Annotated in this window: 16 protein-coding genes and 1 tRNA gene; 9 read left to right on the top strand and 8 right to left on the bottom strand. The window is 56.7% G+C overall.

The genetic code is table 11. The features are described from left to right. Positions 1-71: 71 nt before the first annotated feature. From PG871_RS01500 to PG871_RS01490, 3 genes are all read right to left on the bottom strand, one after another. Positions 72-722, bottom strand: a complete 651-nt coding sequence (locus PG871_RS01500) for a hypothetical protein (RefSeq protein WP_270725304.1) — start codon at positions 720-722, stop codon at positions 72-74. Next, positions 719-1159, bottom strand: coding sequence for a GFA family protein (locus PG871_RS01495; protein WP_270725302.1), 441 nt, complete (start codon positions 1157-1159; stop codon positions 719-721). The genes PG871_RS01500 and PG871_RS01495 overlap by 4 nt, the downstream gene beginning before the upstream one ends. A 110-nt stretch (positions 1160-1269) precedes the next feature. Further along, positions 1270-2706: an NAD(P)-dependent oxidoreductase gene (locus PG871_RS01490; protein ID WP_270725300.1), complete on the bottom strand. Its 1437-nt coding sequence runs from the start codon at positions 2704-2706 to the stop codon at positions 1270-1272. 220 nt (positions 2707-2926) lie between these two features. On the opposite strand from PG871_RS01490, the gene PG871_RS01485 reads away from it, so the two are divergent. Further along, entirely contained in the window at positions 2927-3730 is an 804-nt protein-coding gene (locus PG871_RS01485; protein WP_270728655.1) for an undecaprenyl-diphosphate phosphatase, read from the top strand. A 51-nt stretch (positions 3731-3781) separates the two neighbouring features. Here PG871_RS01485 and PG871_RS01480 read toward each other — a convergent pair whose 3' ends face one another. Beyond that, positions 3782-4759, bottom strand: a complete 978-nt coding sequence (locus tag PG871_RS01480; protein ID WP_270725299.1) for a complex I NDUFA9 subunit family protein — start codon at positions 4757-4759, stop codon at positions 3782-3784. A gap of 219 nt (positions 4760-4978) precedes the next feature. Between PG871_RS01480 and PG871_RS01475 the strand changes: the two genes are divergently transcribed. The 3 genes from PG871_RS01475 (at position 4979) to PG871_RS01465 (ending at position 6831) form a co-directional block, all read left to right on the top strand. After that, positions 4979-5065: transfer RNA gene (locus PG871_RS01475), tRNA-Leu, on the top strand. 200 nt (positions 5066-5265) lie between these two features. Then, positions 5266-5547 carry an SCP2 sterol-binding domain-containing protein gene (locus tag PG871_RS01470; RefSeq protein WP_270725297.1) on the top strand — a complete coding sequence of 94 codons (282 nt, stop codon included), beginning with the start codon at positions 5266-5268 and terminating at the stop codon, positions 5545-5547. A 117-nt stretch (positions 5548-5664) separates the two neighbouring features. Then, complete coding sequence (locus tag PG871_RS01465; protein ID WP_270725295.1) at positions 5665-6831, top strand: nucleotide sugar dehydrogenase; 1167 nt, start codon at positions 5665-5667, stop codon at positions 6829-6831. A gap of 31 nt (positions 6832-6862) precedes the next feature. Here PG871_RS01465 and PG871_RS01460 read toward each other — a convergent pair whose 3' ends face one another. Continuing rightward, on the bottom strand, positions 6863-7957 hold the full coding sequence (locus tag PG871_RS01460) for a DUF2793 domain-containing protein (RefSeq protein WP_270725293.1): 1095 nt from the start codon (positions 7955-7957) through the stop codon (positions 6863-6865). A gap of 195 nt (positions 7958-8152) precedes the next feature. Here PG871_RS01460 and PG871_RS01455 point away from each other — a divergent pair, with 195 nt between their 5' ends. The 4 genes from PG871_RS01455 to PG871_RS01440 all read left to right on the top strand — a co-directional run bounded on the left by PG871_RS01455 (position 8153) and on the right by PG871_RS01440 (position 14088). Next, positions 8153-9124 carry a glycosyltransferase family 2 protein gene (locus PG871_RS01455; protein ID WP_270725292.1) on the top strand — a complete coding sequence of 324 codons (972 nt, stop codon included), beginning with the start codon at positions 8153-8155 and terminating at the stop codon, positions 9122-9124. Positions 9125-9395: 271 nt separating this feature from the next. Further along, positions 9396-9764 (top strand): hypothetical protein, encoded by a 369-nt coding sequence (locus tag PG871_RS01450; protein WP_270725290.1) that lies wholly within the window; start codon positions 9396-9398, stop codon positions 9762-9764. Between the two features lie 53 nt (positions 9765-9817). Further along, positions 9818-12358 carry a M10 family metallopeptidase C-terminal domain-containing protein gene (locus PG871_RS01445; protein WP_270725289.1) on the top strand — a complete coding sequence of 847 codons (2541 nt, stop codon included), beginning with the start codon at positions 9818-9820 and terminating at the stop codon, positions 12356-12358. A gap of 347 nt (positions 12359-12705) precedes the next feature. Beyond that, positions 12706-14088 carry a calcium-binding protein gene (locus PG871_RS01440; RefSeq protein ID WP_270725288.1) on the top strand — a complete coding sequence of 461 codons (1383 nt, stop codon included), beginning with the start codon at positions 12706-12708 and terminating at the stop codon, positions 14086-14088. Positions 14089-14142: 54 nt separating this feature from the next. Here the strand turns inward: PG871_RS01440 and PG871_RS01435 are convergent, their stop codons facing one another. After that, a complete protein-coding gene (locus PG871_RS01435) occupies positions 14143-17214 on the bottom strand; it encodes an FG-GAP-like repeat-containing protein (protein ID WP_270725287.1) in 3072 nt (1023 codons plus the stop codon). A gap of 105 nt (positions 17215-17319) precedes the next feature. Here PG871_RS01435 and PG871_RS01430 point away from each other — a divergent pair, with 105 nt between their 5' ends. Further along, positions 17320-17451, top strand: coding sequence for a hypothetical protein (locus tag PG871_RS01430; protein WP_270725286.1), 132 nt, complete (start codon positions 17320-17322; stop codon positions 17449-17451). 269 nt (positions 17452-17720) lie between these two features. Here PG871_RS01430 and PG871_RS01425 read toward each other — a convergent pair whose 3' ends face one another. Both PG871_RS01425 and PG871_RS01420 read right to left on the bottom strand, forming a co-directional pair. Then, positions 17721-18860 carry a hypothetical protein gene (locus PG871_RS01425; RefSeq protein ID WP_270725284.1) on the bottom strand — a complete coding sequence of 380 codons (1140 nt, stop codon included), beginning with the start codon at positions 18858-18860 and terminating at the stop codon, positions 17721-17723. 62 nt (positions 18861-18922) lie between these two features. Then, positions 18923-19219, bottom strand: a complete 297-nt coding sequence (locus tag PG871_RS01420) for a hypothetical protein (RefSeq protein WP_270725282.1) — start codon at positions 19217-19219, stop codon at positions 18923-18925. Positions 19220-19358 lie beyond the last annotated feature (139 nt).

The following is a 19358-nucleotide window of genomic DNA, read 5'->3' as shown; positions in this document are numbered from 1 at the left end:
CCTTCGTTCCTTTGGTGGGTGGCGTTTTCAGCCACCGCTGCCTTTTGGATTTGTCTCTAATCGGGGCCTGCTCAATCGCAGGCAATGTCACTTGTGGTGGCCAGAAAACCTGCCTCACCGGGATAAGAAATCTTGCGGGGCGTCCATTCCAGGCGGCTCTTGCGCCCAAACAGGTCCACATCTGCCGATCCCTCGATGAACAGGGATTTGTCTTCGCTGGCGAAGACCTCAAAGTCATATTGCGACCGCACACCGTTCTTGCGCACAGTCATCACCCGCGTGAGCGTGCCAATGCGAAACGTGGTGCCGCTGATCTCGGTGGTTTCATCCCCAAAGGCCAGCTTGCTTTGCACATCGATTGCGCTGCCCGCCAACACACTTCCGGTCATGATCACCGGACGTTCACCGACGCTTTCACCGGTCTCAAATGCCGTGGTCAACGACGCCTCAGGCGCGCTGCCGGCTTCTGCTTCGACCTGCATCCGGCCATCATCGGCAAAATACGCAACCATATCCCAATCCGGGCCAAAGCTGTGCGTGTCCGTCAATTTGCCAGACATGTAAGACACGGCATCCACCTGATCGCCACACCGCAGATAGGACGTCGCAACACAACTGTCCTTATGGACCGTCGCAAAGGCCTCACAACTCTCTGGTACCGGAACGGTCTGCGCCGTCACTGGCCCCGCCATCAGGACCAAAACTCCAACAATCCGCATCATTTGGACGCCTCCTCTGACAATCCGTATTTCGCGTGGATGTCCGCGGTGGTCATCTGGATCCGCCCTTCCGGCAGGTCGAACAAACAATCCTTGCGGTCCACAAAGAACTCTCGCGCCAGCGTCATGCCGGTCACATCATCAATCAGACCCAGCGCCACAGAATAATTTCCCGCATCCGGCCCATCGGTCAGGCGATACCAAAGGTTCGATCCGCAGTTTTTGCAAAACGACCGCTCCGCCCAATCCGAACTTTTGTGGGTGGTGATCTGGTCCGCGCCGTCGATCTGCATTGCGCCAAACGGCACATGCACCCCAACAAAACGGTCGCCATTCCAACGGCGGCACATGTCGCAGTAGCAGGCCCCGAATTCGGACGACACGCCGGTCGCGGTGAAATTCACCGCGCCACACATGCAATGTCCGTTCCGGGTTACCATGTCGTTTACCTTTTCATCATCTTGGTCAGATGTTCTGACGTTTCGTGTTTTGGGGGCAAGCATCGGCACCGTCGCGATACCGACGAATTACCGACGCGATGCCGATTGCCTTATTCGGCGGCCACAGCTGTCGGCACGCCAAGCTTTTCAACAATCGCATCTGCGCAATCGCGACCGTCTTTGATGGCCCAAACCACAAGCGACGCGCCGCGCACGATGTCGCCCACCGCATAAACGCCCTCAAGGTCAGTCGCACCCGTGGTGAACTGCGCCTTTACAGTGCCCCAACGGGTCACTTCCAGCTCAGGTGCGTCCCACAGGGTCGGCAGATCTTCAGGGGAAAAGCCTAGCGCTTTGATCACCAGATCGGCCTTTTCGACATAGTCCGCGCCTTCGATCACTTCGGGGCTTTGACGGCCCGACGCGTCGGGCTGACCCAACCGCATCTTCTGCACCATCACACCTTCGACTGTGTCGCCGCCGGTGAACCCTTTTGGCGCGCTCAGCCAGACAAATTCCACGCCTTCTTCTTCGGCATTCTGTGTTTCACGCTGCGAGCCGGGCATGTTGGCCTTGTCGCGGCGATACAGGCATTTCACGCTGTCGGCACCCTGACGGATCGCGGTGCGCACACAATCCATCGCAGTGTCGCCGCCACCGATCACAACGACCTTCTTGCCTTCTGCATTCAGCTCACCGCTTTCGATCTCCGGTACGCTGTCGCCAAAGTCCTGACGGTTGGACGCAGTCAGATAATCAATCGCCTTCACGATGCCCTTGGCACCGGCGCCCGGCCCCTGCAAATCACGGCTTTTGTAGACACCCGTTGCGATGATCACCGCGTTATGTGCAGCGCGAATATCGGCAAAGGAGATGTCCTTGCCAACTTCGCAGTTCATCTTGAAGGTCACACCACCGTCTGCCAGCAACTGGTTGCGGCGCATGACCACTTCTTTCTCCAACTTGAATCCGGGAATGCCATAGGTCAGCAAGCCGCCAGCGCGGTCATAGCGGTCATATATTGTCACCTGAATACCCGCGCGGCGCAGGCGATCTGCAGCGGCAAGACCACCGGGACCCGCCCCGATAATGCCCACGCTTTCCGTACGCTCCTGGCTCGGAGACGCGGGTTTGACCCACCCCTTTTCCCACGCGGTATCGGTGATGTATTTCTCCACCGATCCGATGGTCACAGTGCCGTGGCCGGACTGTTCAATCACACAGTTGCCTTCACACAGACGGTCCTGCGGGCAGATACGGCCACAGATTTCCGGGAACGTGTTGGTGGCTTGGCTAACGGCATAAGCTTCTTCCAACCGACCCGTCGCCGTCAGGCGCAGCCAATCAGGGATATTGTTGTGCAACGGGCAATGGCTCTGGCAATACGGCACACCACATTGGCTGCACCGGCTTGACTGCTCCTCGGCCTTGGCCTTGGCGAACTCCGCATAGATTTCATTGAAATCTTCTTTGCGCACACTGGCATCCCGCTTCACCGGCATGTCACGTTCCACAGATACAAATTTCAACATCGGTTGCTTAGCCACGTCGCTGCCTCCTACTTTTCCGTCAGAATGTGTCTGTAAAGAGTTCGGAAAGGATATAAAAGTCAGTCATACTGACCTATATATCAGTTTTTTGTGTGGCATGGGGTCAATTTTAGTGATCAGGCCGGTTTTTTAGGTCCGAGTCGGATCTAAAATGCATATTTCCTTTGAAAAATTGGGCACTTATACGTTGTGTGTCAATGCAAGGAACCCGATGACCATGCCAGTCTTTCACATTCTTTTGGTCGCCGTCATCCAAGGCATCACGGAATTTCTTCCGGTAAGCTCCTCGGGCCATCTGATTTTGCTGCCGAATCTGGTTGGACTAGACGATCAGGGACTTGCCATAGACGTCGCGGCCCACGTAGGCACATTGGGCGCAGTGATCCTCTATTTCTGGTCCGACGTCCGCCTTGCCATCCTTGGCCTACCACGCGCCCTGACCGGAAAGCGCGACACGCCCGGCAGTAAGCTCGCCTATCTGCTGATCGTTGCAACAATCCCAGTGATAATCGCAGGGCTTTTCCTAAAGGTCACAGGTCTCAACGACGCTATGCGGTCTGTCGCCCTGATTGGCTGGACGATGTTAGGTTTCGGTCTTGTGCTCTGGTGGGCTGACCAAAAAGGCCCCAGCACAAAATCTGAAGCGGACTGGTCCACCAAAGACGCTTGGCTACTGGGTGTCTGGCAGGCCGTTGCTCTGATCCCCGGCACCTCCCGCTCCGGCATAACGATCACCGGTGCGCGGTTTCTTGGTTATAAGCGCTCCGATGCCGCCAAGATTGCCATGCTGATGTCGATCCCGACCATATTTGCCAGCGGCACCTTGCTCGGTCTGGACGTCGCAGCCCAAGCAGATGTCGCCATGCTGCGCGACATGGCTCTGGCCGCCGTATTTTCTTTCTTTGCGGCCCTGCTCGCACTGGCCTTGATGATGCGCCTGCTGAAATCCGTCAGCTTCACACCCTACGTCATCTACCGCGTCATTCTTGGCGCGGTGCTGCTCCTTTTTGCTTACAGCTGACGAAAAAGGCGGGCCACCTGGACCCGCCTTTGAAAGTCTTTTCAGTCCCGCTCAGATCTTCAAGTTGCGCGCTGAATCTTTGATGGCGTCATACTGACCGGACGGGCGGTAGCGCCACAAATAGTCAGGCATAATTGTCTCAGGGGCCAGCGGACGAATGCCTAGGTCATCAAACCCTTTGGCGCCATCTGCCACGACGTTGTCGACGCGTAGCAATTTGACCTGATCTTTTGTCAGCACCGAATTGTGCACCAAACCAAAGGTCACTATCTGCAACGCACCAAAGCCAAAGGCCATTAGATTGCCCATCCAGAACGGCAGGTTCACCACAGCGCGCCGGCGTTGCACCACCGCAAGCATCTCATCGATCCAACCGCGCAGAGTTTTCGTTTCCGGCCCGCCAAGTTCATAAACGCCCTCGGCCTGACCAAGCACACCTTTGACAGCGGCCTGCGCCACATCATCCACAAACACCGGCTGGAATTTCGTATCGCCACCGATGATCGGCAAAACTGGACCCATGCGCGACATCGACGCGAACCGGTTAAAGAACCCGTCATCCTGCCCAAAGATCACAGAAGGCCGCAAAATCATCGCGTTGGGCATGTTCTGCAAAACGCCCTCTTCGCCCAGCGCCTTTGAGGTTGCGTAATCGCTTTCCGTCTCTGTGTCAGCAATGGCTGACAGATGCACCATCGTCGCCACACCTTGCTCTGCCGCAATACGCGCGATGCGCTCGGCGCCTTCGTGCTGAACCGAGTCAAAAGTGTTCTTACCTCGGTCTGACAGTATGCCAACGCAATTCACAACTGCATCTGCACCAGCCATCACGCCCGCCACCGAGGCATCGTCACGAATGTTGCAAAAAACCGGCTCCACTTGCCCGACCGACCCGTAAGGCTTTACGAACATCGCTTCATTTGGGCGGCGCACCGCAACCCGTACCCGCCAGCCTTCTTTGGCCATACGTTGGGCTATGTGACGTCCGACAAATCCGGACCCGCCGTAAATAGTGACAAGTTTCGACATGGCTCGCCTCCGCTGGTGTCGTGCCTGATGCAATAGCCCCCCGCGCGCTCCGGAACAAGTCGCAAGGCCAAACCGCGACATGAAACCCCAGGTTTTCCATCGCGACTTTGTACCTATACGTTTGACCGGCACTTAGAGGGTGAACAAATTTGCGAATTTCCATCGAATCGCGTTGACACCCCTCGCCCACAGGACTAAATGCCTGCTTCACCAACCCGTGCCCAGATGGCGGAATTGGTAGACGCGCTAGCTTCAGGTGCTAGTGTCCGTATGGACGTGGAGGTTCGAGTCCTCTTCTGGGCACCATCTCTTCCCGCACATCACCTCTATAACTTCAAGCTGCAGAGCAGTCCGGTCACCGCTTTTGTCCCTTGCGTCCCGCAACTCCTGACGCATGTGGGTATCACTTTCCGAGAACGCCAATTAATGGTTCCGAAACGTCACGCTTGCCTAACTATCCAACGCCTGCCACGGCTGCATCACCACAGGTTTTGAGGATAGAGTTCATGCTGGAACAGGTTGTCGAACGGATGCAGAAAGAACTGCAATCCAAGGCTTTTGACGGATCTCTGAAGTTTGATTGTGGCAACGAGGGAGTCGTGGTTTTGGCCGACGGCACGGCGTCGCAACAAGACCGCGACACCGACTGCACAATCAAGATCACCCAGGACAATCTGGTCAAATTGTTGACCGGTAAGCTCAATCCCATGACCGGCGTCATGACAGGTAAACTCAAGGTTTCGGGCGACATGAGCGTTGCTATGAAACTGGGCAAATTGTTGGGCTGACTTACCGGGTCGGTGGGTGAATTTTGATGGTTGCCGAGCTGAGAACTGTCTCGCTTGTGCAAAGCCCTGCTTCATGGCATTTGTGGCCAAAGCACTTTAAAACAGGCGCATCAGTTCATGAAAATCGCAGTTGTCGGTATTGGCTATGTCGGGCTTTCAAACGCCATTCTTCTGGCTCAGAATAACACTGTTATGGCGGTCGACATCTCTGAAGATCGTGTCGCACAACTGAACGCGCGCCAATCGCCGATCGAAGACCCGGAGATCGAACAGTATTTGGCCGAAAAAACGCTGGATCTGACAGCAACAACAGACGCACATGCGGCGTTCGACGGCGCCGATTTTGTGGTTGTGGCCACCCCGACCAACTATGATCCGAACACCAATTTCTTTGACACCTCCTCAGTCGAGGCGGTGATACGTGATGTGCTTTCGGTCAATAACAGGGCGCTGATCGTTGTTAAATCGACCATTCCGGTGGGCTTTACCAAACGTGTGAACGCGGAAATGAACACCAATCGCGTGGTGTTCAGCCCGGAATTCCTGCGCGAAGGTCGCGCGCTTCACGACAACCTGCACCCCTCGCGCATTATCGTCGGCTCAGACACCGATGCGGGCAAAACCTTTGCTGGCCTGCTCCGACAGGGTGCGCTGGATCAGGACGTGCCGGTTCTGTTCACCGGCTCAGACGAAGCCGAAGCAATCAAACTGTTCGCCAACACCTACCTTGCCATGCGGGTCGCCTATTTCAACGAGTTGGACAGCTATGCGCTGGCGCTTGGCATGGACAGCCGCCAGATCATCGAAGGTGTCGGGCATGATCCGCGCATCGGTCATCATTACAACAACCCATCTTTCGGCTATGGCGGCTATTGTCTTCCCAAAGACAGCAAGCAGTTGCTGGCCAATTATTCCGAAGTGCCGCAGAACCTGATCCGCGCAGTCGTGGACGCCAACCGCACGCGCAAGGATTTCATTGCCGACAGCATCATCGCACGGCGGCCCAACGTGGTGGGCGTGCACCGGCTGGTGATGAAGGCAGGATCAGACAATTTCCGGCAAAGCTCCATTCAGGGCATCATGAAACGGATCAAAGCCAAGGGCATCGAAGTGATTGTCTATGAGCCGGCGTTTGAAGGTGATGAGTTTTTTCACTCGCGTGTATTCCGCGATCTGGACGCGTTCAAGGCCGAGGCTGACGTGATCATCGCCAACCGGGCCTCAGCGGATCTGGACGATGTCGCGGACAAGATTTTCACCCGCGACATTTTTGGGTCGGATTGATTTCGGCCGCGCCGTTTGGTGCGGAAGTCCTTTAATACCACCGACCAATTGCCCGCACATAGGCCTCGGTGGAATCCGCAGGGTCAAAACTAGTCGTACCGCTCAGCCGGTACAGCACCACCCGCATAGAAGACGGTCCAACACCAATGGGATCAAACACAAGCGCGCCGATCTCCGCGATATTCGGGGTCGCATGGTCCTTGAACGAAGTGGCATTAACACTGCCTGACACAATTGGCTGAGCGACGAAACCGACGGGAAAATCCCAAGTTACCGTCAATCGGGAATTGGCCGCAAAGGCCAGGGACACTGTAGCCCAACACTCCAGCGTGCCATCAGCGAATTTGACATAGTCCCCGTCGGCAGTGCTGCCCCGCTCGATCGCTGCGCCTGTAGGGACATTACCGATTTGGCTAACTGGTCCCACCAGATTTCCTGGCCCATAGCCATAGTCCGCCCGCATCAACCGTCCGGGCGTGTGATCTGTGCCATCCATCTGAACGGCGGCGCCTGACACCAGACCGGTTGCACTGTCAACGCGGAGCGCTTCGGCCCAATTGCTGCCATCGGCGGACACTTTGATGGACCAGTCGTCATTCCCCGAAAGACCCATTTCCGCGTGGCCGGTCCAGTTTGTCTGAAAAAGCAAAGATGCGGTGTCCGACCTATCAGCCTTGTTTATTTTTAGCTGGTGGCCGTTGCCTTCGTTGGTCAGCAAGGTCGCGGGCGACGACACCGACAACCGGTTGGTTTCGTCCGCACTGGTGTTTACGCCAAAAATCGTGGGCGATGGGACCTCCCATCCACCGCTGCCATAGACCCGCAATTCGGAGTTGTCTTGCCCCCAGGCACGCCAACCGGACTGCGGCGAGATAAACATCCAGCCTGTGCCCTCCCAATGCGCCAGCAAGCCGTCCTGCCCAGCCCAGTCACCGGTCGCTCCACTGCCCAGCGCATAGCGGTCGCCCGCCTCCGGCGCCGAAGGCGGGGTCGTGGCGTCAAACGCGCGCACAGTCAGTTGCACAATGGCGTCCAAAACCTGCAACGCCTCGTTATGGGTGACATGTTTCTGTGCCTGCGATGGCATCAAATAGGGCATGTCCAAATTGGGAGATCGGTCCGACATCAGGTGTCCTGTGTGTTGCTGCGGTGACCACAAAATCTGCCGCCCCTTTCTCTACACCTGCTAAAGCCACCGTACGCAGGCCGTGCGACGGGTGTTGCCCGACCGCAAAACCCCGCCAAACGGACATCGCAGGGCTGGACGGGTCGGCCACACTGTTTTACCCCACAGGGACAGTCTCTAGTTTGGTGGCCACTTATGTCCGTTACCTCTGATCCTTCGGTTCGTGATCCATCGCAGCCGACCACGCCGCACGTTGGCATCCTGATGGCCGTCTACAACGGGGCTGAGTGTCTGCAGGAACAACTCGACAGCCTCGCGGCGCAAACCCACGGGTCTTGGTCTCTTTTGGTCAGCGACGATGGATCAAGCGACACGACACGCGCAATCCTGCAAGCTTTTGCAAAGCACCACCCTGTGACGGTTCTGGACGGGCCAGGCAAAGGTGCTGCGGCCAATTTCATGTCGCTCGTGGCCCGCGCGCAAAACCATTTGCCCACAGACAGCTGGTTGGCGTTTTGCGATCAGGATGACGTTTGGTTGCCGGAGAAACTGTCGCTTGCCGTGTCTGCTCTGAACACTTTGGACTCCACTGACCCCGCGCTCTATTGCAGCCGGACATGGGTGGTTGATGCGCAGCTTGGCGGGCGCAAACTGTCAACCGCCCGCCCCCGCGCGCCTGATTTTCGCAACGCTCTGGCGCAGAATATTGCCGCTGGCAACACCATCCTTTTGAACCCTGTCGGCGCCCGATTGTTGATGCAAGCCGCTCTCGAGGCGGAGGAAGTCGTGATGCACGACTGGTGGTCCTATCAACTGATCACAGGGGCTGGCGGACATGTGTACCACGATGACACGCCGACGTTGCTTTACCGTCAGCATGCCGACAACGAAGTCGGCGCCAACACCGGCTGGCGGGCCAAAGGCCAGCGCCTAAAGCGCATGCTGCAAGGTGATTTCAGAGATTGGAACGACGTGAATATCCGCGCCCTTCAGAGCCACCGCGCGCGTCTCACTCCGCGTGCCAATGCGCAGCTGGACGCTTTCGCCGCATTGCGTAAAATGCCGGTCACTCAACGCTTGATTGAATTTCGCCATTTAAAACTCTACCGCCAATCCCGCGCCAGCTCCTTTGCTCTGTGGGTGGCCGCCGCGCTCGGTCGCCTCTAAGAGACTCGCATTGCTGAGGAATTCCTCCATTGCACGGAGCGTTTTTGTCTGCAAAAAGACTCGCAAAAGGTTAAATTTCTATTAGTGTTATGCTTGTGTTAAATCTTGGGTGGGGGCCTTAGATGCGCTGGAAACAGCAACATTTTAGGGGTCTATGAGGGAAAAATCATTGGATATTCCAAGGGAGTGGCTGCATTTCTCGCGTTCGTTGCGTGTGTTTGGTGTCCTTTCTCTCTGTTTTTTGCACCTCACCCCTGGAGGAGGGTATGCAATGGGCGACAGCTCATCTCAAAACGTGATCACTCTGTCCTGTCCGCAGGATGTGCCTGACCCGGCAGCGCTTTGCGATGCGCTGATCGATGCTATCACTGAGACAACGCCCAACACCGATATCCGCCAAACCGATGCGGCTTCGGGCGTAGCCCTGAAAAACGGCGACATCGCCCTGACACTGCGTCTGTCTCATATTTCAGAGACCGGCATCGGCGGGCACCTTGAATGGCGCACCGCAAAAAATCCAGAACCCAACATCGGCCCTACGGTCGATTTCAACGTCATGGACAAAAATATGTCCGCCATTTTTTACCCAAAGTTTGCTCAAGGCTTACTGAAGTCATCGCCGGACCTCTTCACCCGTTGACCATTCGGTAACGCCTGTTTCAGACAAGCGAAATTAATAAAGGATGCAACCCCATGTGTTTCTTGTGCGCTGCAACATCTACATTTGACCCCGGCCGTCACCCTGGAGAAGGCCCTGACGGCGGTGACCCCAGTCTTGCTACCATTTTTGAAAGTGGTGATGCGGCCGCTAGTACGGGTACTTCGGCCACAATGTCGGTTGGTGACACGTTTTCTGGATCCTTGGGTTTTGTTGGTGACCGCGATTGGGTCGCGGTCAACCTGACATCCGGTTCAAACTATGAAGTCGCATTGTCGTCGTTTACTGCCGACACTTATTTGCGTGTCTATGACTCCTCAGGCACGTTGATCTATTCAAATGACGACATCAGTTATCCGTCAAATACCAATTCATTTGTTTCTTTCATCGCTGGATACAGCGGCACTTTCTATGTAGCCGCCGGTTCATATAACGATGCCGGCACCGGGTCATATACGATGAGCGTTACCGAAGTGGCGGCGCCTGCCCCAGCCACGCTGACTGAACTCGCCAACTACCTCACCGACGGCTATTGGAACTTTAATGGCGCCTCTGGCCGGTCATTTGACACGTCCTCCAGCAACGTCATCACTGTTAACCTCACCGGTTTGACCGCTGATGGCCTCGCACTGGCCCGCTGGGCTCTGGAAGTCTGGGAAGCCGTCGTCGACCTGGAATTTGTGGAAACCAGCGGCTCGGCTGACATCACGTTTGACGACAATGACAGCGGTGCCTACGCCACCACAAGTACCAGCGGCGGCAACATCATCAGTTCCGACATCAACGTCTCGACAGCATGGCTGTCTAATTCGGGCACGCAAATCGGCACATATAGCCTGCAAACCTATATTCACGAGATCGGCCACGCGCTTGGTCTGGGACACCAGGGTGGATACAACGGCTCAGCGACCTATGGCATTGACGAAACATTCTCAAACGACAGTTGGCAGATGTCGATCATGTCGTACTTCAGCCAAACAGAAAACACGACGACCAACGCCTCCTTTGCTTACATCGTCAGCCTGATGATGGCGGACATCGTCGCTGGCCAAAACCTTTATGGCGCGAGCACCGTCACCAATGGCAACACCACTTGGGGGGCTAACACCAATCTGGGTGGCTATTGGGCGACCCTCTTTGGTGAAGTGTTTGATGGTGTGAACAATTCCTCGGTCGCAAACAACGCTGTTGCGTTCACCATTTTTGACAATGGCGGCACTGACACATTTGACCTGTCGCCTGCGACAACCAACAACCGCATCGACATGCGCGGCGGGTATTTCTCGAGCATTGCCGGCGGTACTGGCAACGTTGGGATCGCTGAAGGCACAGTTCTCGAAAACCTCATCAGCGGGTCCGGCAACGACACCATCACCGGCAATGACGCTGACAACGAAATCACCGGCGGCGGCGGCAACGATTCAATCGACGGCGGCGCAGGCTCAGACACGGCCGTAATCAACGCCACTCTGGCGAGTGTAACGGTAACAGATCTGGGCGGCGGATCCGTTCGGATCACCTCGGCAGACGGCACCGACGTGTTTGACAACTTCGAACTCTTCCGCTTCTCCGACGGCACAGTGACCCTCGCCGTCTTGCTGGGCGGCACGCCCACGCCAACAACCGGCGACGACATCATCGATGGCACGTCCAGCCCGGAAACCATTGACGGTCTGGCGGGCAACGACTCGATCCGTGGTCTTGGCGGCCGTGACAGCCTGCTGGGCAACGCTGGCAACGACACGCTGCTGGGCGGCGTTGGCAACGACACCCTGATCGGCGGTGCAGATGCTGACCGTCTGCTCGGTGGTTCCGACAACGACCGCATGTTGGGCGGCAACGGGTCGGACACTATGTTGGGCGAATTTGGCGAAGACACGCTGTTTGGCGGCGCGGGCAACGACTTGCTGCGCGGCAATGGCGGCAATGACACGCTGAATGGTGACGCTGGCAATGACACGCTAATCGGTGGCAACCTCTATGACCGCCTTGATGGCGGCGACGGCAATGACCGCCTTGATGGTGGCACCTTTGCCGACACTCTGCTGGGCCGGAACGGGGATGACCTGCTTTTGGGCGGCGGTGGTCAGGATCGCTTGTTTGGCGGTGCCGACAACGACAGCGGCGAAGGCGGCAACGGCCACGACCGCTTCTGGGGTGGCACCGGAAACGACACCTTTACCGGTGGCGCAGGTGACGACAAAGCCTGGGGCGAAGCCGGCGACGACTCACTGCGCGGCGGAGGTGACAACGACACGCTTTACGGCGGTGGCGGTTACGACACGCTGGACGGCGGTGTTGGCAACGACGAGCTGACCGGCGGACTGAACGCTGACGTCTTTGTCTTTGCGGACGGTCACGGTGACGATACGATCACCGACTTCAACGCCACCAACGGCAGCGAAGACATCGACTTCTCCAGCGTCAGCGCGATCACCAGCATCAGTGATCTGTTGAACAACCACATTCTGTCCACCGCGGGCGGCAATGTGGTGATCGACACCGGCGGCGGCAACACTTTGACGCTGCTTGGCGTGAATGTTGCGGATCTGGGTGCAAGCGACTTTATCTTCTGATCCGACACACCTTGATGAGCCAAAAAGCGGGCCCCTTCGGGGGCCCGTTTTTTTGCGCGATTCGCCAGAAGCTGAACCTCGACCTCTTCGCAACTTGCTCCTAGCGCCGCCGCAACGGACATGGTTCGACCACACATGACGCGAGTTTGATAAAATCGAATCTTTCTTAAATTGAAACAGAGGTGCTTTAAGGGGAGGTGTGAAATTTCTAATCAACTCAAAGAGTACACCGACTCTGTCAGCTGAAGTCGACCCGTTAACTTCTTGTTGCTTTATTAAGGAAATGGCCCACCCTGAAAGCATTACTTGCCGCAAAATTGCCACATTCTTTTTTGGGAGATTTCGAAATGCCTGCAACGTTAACAATCCTAGATGCCTCTTACGACTTTGTTGGTCTGGCCTTTTTTGGCAACACCGACAGCGGCGACATTTCCGTCGTCTCAGTCTCCTCCACGCTTCTGGAAATCGTGCATGATGACTCGGGCTGGGCTACAACGGCGACCGGCACTGGCATTGCGTTCAACGCCCTCGGAGACCCCATCAGCGGCACGATCACTGGCATGACCTTTGAAGACGCCTCCGGAAACACCATTGCAACGCTCACAGGCATCAGCTGGAGCCTCCTTGATCTTGTGAACTCATTTGACGGCATCGACTTTTTTGATGACTACACCGCCTTGGCCGCATTGTTCTCGCTGCAGGACCTTATCGTGGATGCCTCGGGGTCAAGCACCCCGATGGACACCCAGATCTTTGAACCCACGGTTTCTCTCATCGACAGTGCAATGATTGTCTCGGGAACGAACCAAGCCGATACCGTGAATGGAGCCCTAGGCGACGACTCGATCCGAGGCCTTGGCGGCCGTGACAGCCTGCTGGGCAATGCCGGCAACGACACGCTACTGGGTGGTGTTGGCAACGACACCCTGATCGGCGGGGCCGACAACGACCGTCTTCACGGTGGCTCGGACAACGATCGCCTGTTGGGCGGCAACGGGTCGGACACCATGCTGGGTGAGTTTGGCGAGGACGTTCTGTTTGGCGGCGCGGGCAACGACTTGCTGCGCGGCAACGGCGGCAATGACACGTTGAATGGCGACGCGGGCAATGACACGCTAATCGGTGGCAACCTCTATGACCGCCTTGATGGCGGCGACGGCAATGACCGCCTTGATGGTGGCACCTTTGCCGACACTCTGCTGGGCCGGAACGGGGATGACCTGCTTTTGGGCGGCGGTGGTCAGGATCGCTTGTTTGGCGGTGCCGACAACGACAGCGGCGAAGGCGGCAACGGCCACGACCGCTTCTGGGGTGGCACCGGAAACGACACCTTTACCGGTGGCGCAGGTGACGACAAAGCCTGGGGCGAAGCCGGCGACGACTCACTGCGCGGCGGAGGTGACAACGACACGCTTTACGGCGGTGGCGGTTACGACACGCTGGACGGCGGTGTTGGCAACGACGAGCTGACCGGCGGACTGAACGCTGACGTCTTTGTCTTTGCGGACGGTCACGGTGACGATACGATCACCGACTTCAACGCCACCAACGGCAGCGAAGACATCGACTTCTCCAGCGTCAGCGCGATCACCAGCATCAGTGATCTGTTGAACAACCACATTCTGTCCACCGCGGGCGGCAATGTGGTGATCGACACCGGCGGCGGCAACACTTTGACGCTGCTTGGCGTGAATGTTGCGGATCTGGGAGCAAGCGACTTTATCTTCTGATCCGACACACCGTGATGAGCCAAAAAGCGGGTCCTTTCGGGGGCCCGTTTTCTTTTAGTGTCGGGTCACCTGATACCGGCTGCCCGCCGCAAGATCCTCGGGCAAGGGCGTCACCTCGCCGTCGGCCCAGCGAATGGAACCGCTGACGATTCGGCTGGCTTGTCCAAGACCCACATGTACCTCAGGCGCATCAAAACTCATGAACCCGCCACCCAGCTGCACCTCACGCGTGCGCGTAACACCAAGATCATCCGTCACAGTCACAAGCGCGCCGATCCCATCACGGTTGCTACGCATGTCGCTTAGCGAAAACACCACCGCATTGCCGGTTTGCCCTGCGTTTACAAATGCGATGACCGGCCCGTTCACAGGTTGGCTGATAAGATCCAGATCGCCATCGCCATCCATATCAAACGCTGTCGCAGCCGCCGTCATAAGGTAGTCCTCAAGACCAAAGGCGCCCGATGCCTCAGAAAATGTGCCGTCGCCTTGGTTGTGGAAAAACAGATTTGACGGACTGACTTCATTAGGCACCCAAGTGCCGTTCACGATGTAAACATCCTGAAAGCCATCGTTGTCGAAATCACCCACTTTGGTGTCCCAACTCCAACCGCCAACCTCTAGCCCACGCGCCGCCGCCGTATCCATCAACGGGCCGCCCGCTGTCTCACTTTCCAACAAAACGTTGGCGCGCTTTATCTGGGGTAAGGCGGCATCAGCCTCCGCGTTGGTGATCTTGCGTGACGGCGCAAAGTGCAGCTCGCAATAGCTTTGCGCCACCCACTGGTCCGCAGGGATCAGGCGGCACACTTTGGGGTCGCGCTTCTGGATTGCCAGATCCTTGATCAACATCGCCTTGCATTCGGCGGCTTGCCGACCCTGCAAGGTCTGGCACTTGCTGGCGTAGCTCGGGTTAAAATTGTTGCCCGATTTGTACCACCGTTTGATCGCCATGTTCTCCTGACAAGTCGCGCGCGCGTCTGCCTGCAGTATCGCGTCGCAGTACTGCGCCAACGGCTGCATCTTGAGCCGATCCGACACACCCGAGGACCGGCCCGCAATCTGCACCGCATAGATTTCGGGCACACCGTCATTCATCAAGTCCGCCACCTTGATCCCCATCGTGGTGGTTGGCACGTGTTCGACCATCCCATCCTGAAAGGTGATCGCGCCAAACCCACCTTGTCCGTCACCAAGATAATAATAGTCCGGAATCTCGAAATCATTGCCGACCAGCAAATCCGCGTTGCCATCACCATTGATGTCCGCAAGCAGGATCGACAATGTCTCGCCCGGAATGCCCGGCAACTCGGAAAACTTATCGCCGCTCAGGGCGCCATCTTCGTTCCAAAGAATGCGATTGCGCGATTCTTCCCCAGGGATACGCCGATACCAGCCGGCCGCCCAATTGCCCAAAGCCAAATCCAGATCGCCATCCTGATCCGGATCGCCAAAACTCAGCGCCAACGCCAGAACCGCATCCGCGCGTGTTTCCAAGGGCGTTGGCTCCGCCGTGCGCAACTGACCCGCGTCATTCTCGACGACAAACATCCCACGCCGATAGGTGGCCACCACCAGCTCACGCCAACCATCATTGTCGACATCCACCAGCACCGCATTGAACACCGGCATCTCATCCAGCGGACCATCCGCCAGATCCACGCGGCTGAACTGCCCCTTTCCGTCGTTGGCATACACATAAAGCCCGACTTCGGTTGAGGCGATCACCAGATCAGTGTCCCCGTCATTGTCGATGTCCCCCGAACTCAGGCTGCGGCCTTCCCAAAACGGCGGCCACATGTCCCGCATTGAAAACTCCACCGGTTTATCGATGCCGATTTGGTTGGCCTCAAGCCGCACAAACGGCGTGTCTGCGGACGCGGAGCGAGGGGCGAATGGCGTCGCTGTCACAACCAATCTGCCATCCGCCTCACTGGCTGCTGCTGCCATAAACAGCTGCGTCTTTGGCGCCTCGCCCGTAAGAAGCTCAAGCGCCTTGCGGCTTTGGTAACTGTGCCAGCCCTGCACCGCAGCGCCTGCGACAATTCCACTGATCAGCACAGCACCCGCCATCAGATTGGCCGCGCGCGGCCCCATGGATTGCGTGACAATGAACCACGAATAAATCGAAAAGCTGCCCAATGTGAGCAGCAAGGCCATGGCATACCCATGCGACAACCCCGCGGCCAAAAACACGCCAACAACCACAACGTCAAACGCAATCGGCACTGGCAAAAACAGCCCTACGACGGCAATCACCACCAAGGCGAGAAATCCATATGGTAACGCAGTGATCATCTCTCCTGGCAACAAGGTGATCGCCACAGCTCCCAAAAATCCGGCGAGAAACATCAACGGAACCGTCATGCGCAAGATGAACCAGAGGTTACGGACAAAATCCCGCACCACGCCCACGACCGCGACGCCGAAACCTTCGAACGTCGGCTGCCCCAGCTCCTGCGCGCTCCAGCCCTGCGGTGCAGGAATATCCGGTGCAGGCGCGCGGGTCTCATCTGGCAAAAGCCGCGCTACAAGCGGCACTGCAATCAGAATGATGAACAACGACACGGCGATTTTCACGGCCACCAAATAAAACGGCAAAAGCGACAGTGCCAAGGTCAACACAACCACGTTCAATGTGGGCGAAGCAATCATCGCCGCCAGCGTAGTTTCGGCGCGCAATCCGCCCGCATGCATGCCCCGCGCAATCGGAGCCGCACAATTCACGCACACCCCAAGCGGCGTTCCTATGACCAAGCCCAGCGTGGCATTCGCGAACCCGCCACGAAAACTGCGCTGTTTGACGTAGCCCATCAACGTCAGAAAAGTTGCGGCAAACAACACGCCAAACGTCATGCCCTTTTTGTTGGTGTTCAGCCAATTCAGGGTCGAATAGCCAATCTTCTGCACCGTGGACATCGCCGCATCGATCGGCACCACAGCGTCAAAACTCAGAGGGTCTTCCAGCTGAATCGCGCCCGACATCATCGCCTTCTCATCCAGCGCCGGATAACGCGATCCAGTCCAGAAAAGCACGGCAAGTACGGCGATCAATGTCGCGGAAATCCAAAATCGGATGTGAAAAGGGTTTTGTATCAAAGGTGTCATGCCTCTCAGCTTACGCAACAAAATCGGCGCGAGCGATCAGAATTCTCGGTCAAATCGACGCCGACAGAAATCTTTGACCCGCTTTGAAGAAAAGAGGTAAGGCAAGCGGGCAAGCGCGGTTCTGTGGACGGCACCCGCGAAGTTCTCCAAGGCTATGCGGGGGCCGGTGTGGTTCACGTCATCGACGAGCCCGGCCGCGACTTCAGCCAAAGCCACTGGGTGACCAATGCGGCGCGGATTGCGCGGGAACGTTGAACGCGACTATTCACAATGGGCTATGGAATTTCAAAGAACGAAGCAGCACCGCCCGAACAAAAATCCGTCCACGCCCGAAAACACGACCCAATACCAAAACGGCTCGCGACCCTATTGCGGGGACTGTTTACACCTGACATCCGCCGTCTGGAAAAGCTGCTGGGTTGGAATTGTAAGGACTCGCGATTGCTCTAGGTCAAGCCAACAAAAAAGGCACTGCGCAATCAACGCAGTGCCTTCTTTGTTGCTTAGCTTAAGCTGGGTAAACGTTATTCCACAGCTTCCCGAAGACGCTCGATCTCTGCCTGTTGGGACAGGGTATAAAGTGTGAGCTCTTCAACCTTGCGCAGCAGCGTCAACTGCATGTCGTTCATGTTCAAACCATTCGTGTTGATCTCGGACGCCGAAGGCACATCTGGCAGGTGACCATTCTCATCGATAAACGCCTGCACCTGGCTCAGGCTACGCAGGTCATAGTCATCTTCGAAAACATAGTCCGGTACGGTCAAGCCAGTGCCATTGATGGTCAGGCCGGCGCCATTGAACACGGCATATTTGTCCGCTGCGTAGGACGGACCCGCGATTGTGACTTCGCTGTCTCCCAAATTGATCTGCGAAACAGGCGAGCCACCCGATGTCCCGACAAACCGGCGGTTGCTCGCAAGTGTGGTTTCCATACGCACCTGAACCGCTCCGTTTGCGGTGTTTTCAAGCAGAATCTGCTGCGCATCGGTCCGAGTTGTGCTCCTGATATGCAAATCCCGGCCCGGCGCATCGGTCCCGATACCAATGTCGCCGTTGGCTGCAATGAACAAGGAATCTTCCGGCGCACCAGGTTTGGCGCGGAAGAACAATCTCGATCCGTTGGTCACGTCGCGGATAAAGAAGTTAGTCTCGTTTGCGGCAACGTCATAGGTCTGTGGCGTAAAGCCGTCCGACCCATCCTGCTCAAGACGCAGGGTCGGGGTGTTGCCTTCGACCACGTGGATATCGACAACTGGGTTCAGGGTTTTCACGCCAATGTCGCCATCAGATTCAACAACCAGCGCGTTGGCTGGCGCGCCAGCTTCAACGCGGAAAGGAGTGCGACCAGCGGTGCTGTCCTCAATCGCAAGATAGTTCGCCCCGCCGTTGGAGGAGTCGTTCGCAATCAACCGCCAATCGTTATTCGGGAAACTGGCTGACGACGACGTGTCATCAAAATTCAGGCGCGTGTTGTTTTCTTTCATGCGAATGGTGTCAAAGCCAAAGTTTTCTCCATTCACACAATCGTTGCCAACACAAAGGCTAAATTCGATGATCACGTCATCAAGGTGCACAATGTCAGCGCTCGCCACGCTGGCCATCATACACAGCGCCGAGGCGCTGCCCGCAAGTGCTCTGAATCTATTGATCTTAAAGTTTTTCATGCTTCAATCTCCCTGAAAAAGTGCTCGGAGCGTTTCTCCGAATGTTATTTTGATTTGGTATTTTAGTTGTTGTCGTCTTCTTTGATGTCTTCCGGGACAACGATCACCCCGCGCGACACCACGAATTGCCCGCTGTTGTGATACGACTTTGCCACCGAATCACTGGCCGCATCGCCGCGACCGTTGTCGATCACGTTGACAATTTTTTCTCGCTCGGACGTCGCGGCGCTCAGCTCGAATTGATACACGCCGTCCACCACATCCCGACCCGGCAGCTGATAAACCGGCGTTCCGGCGGGCTGATACAGTTCAACCATTTTGCCGTCAGGTGAGAGAACCTTGAGCGTGGCATTTGTCATGTCACCCCAGTTTTCAAACCATAAGGCATTGGAATTGTGCTGTTTTACCGGTTCAGACGCAAAAGCGAGGCCGCCCGAAACAGCCGCGCAAAAAGCTACGCTTAATGCAAATAGTTTCATAGAGGTTCGAGCCATCCAA

It is taken from the genome of Shimia sp. Alg240-R146 (assembly GCF_947331465.1).
In the GTDB taxonomy this organism is placed as follows: domain Bacteria; phylum Pseudomonadota; class Alphaproteobacteria; order Rhodobacterales; family Rhodobacteraceae; genus Shimia.
This window is presented reverse-complemented; position numbering and strand designations above follow the sequence as displayed.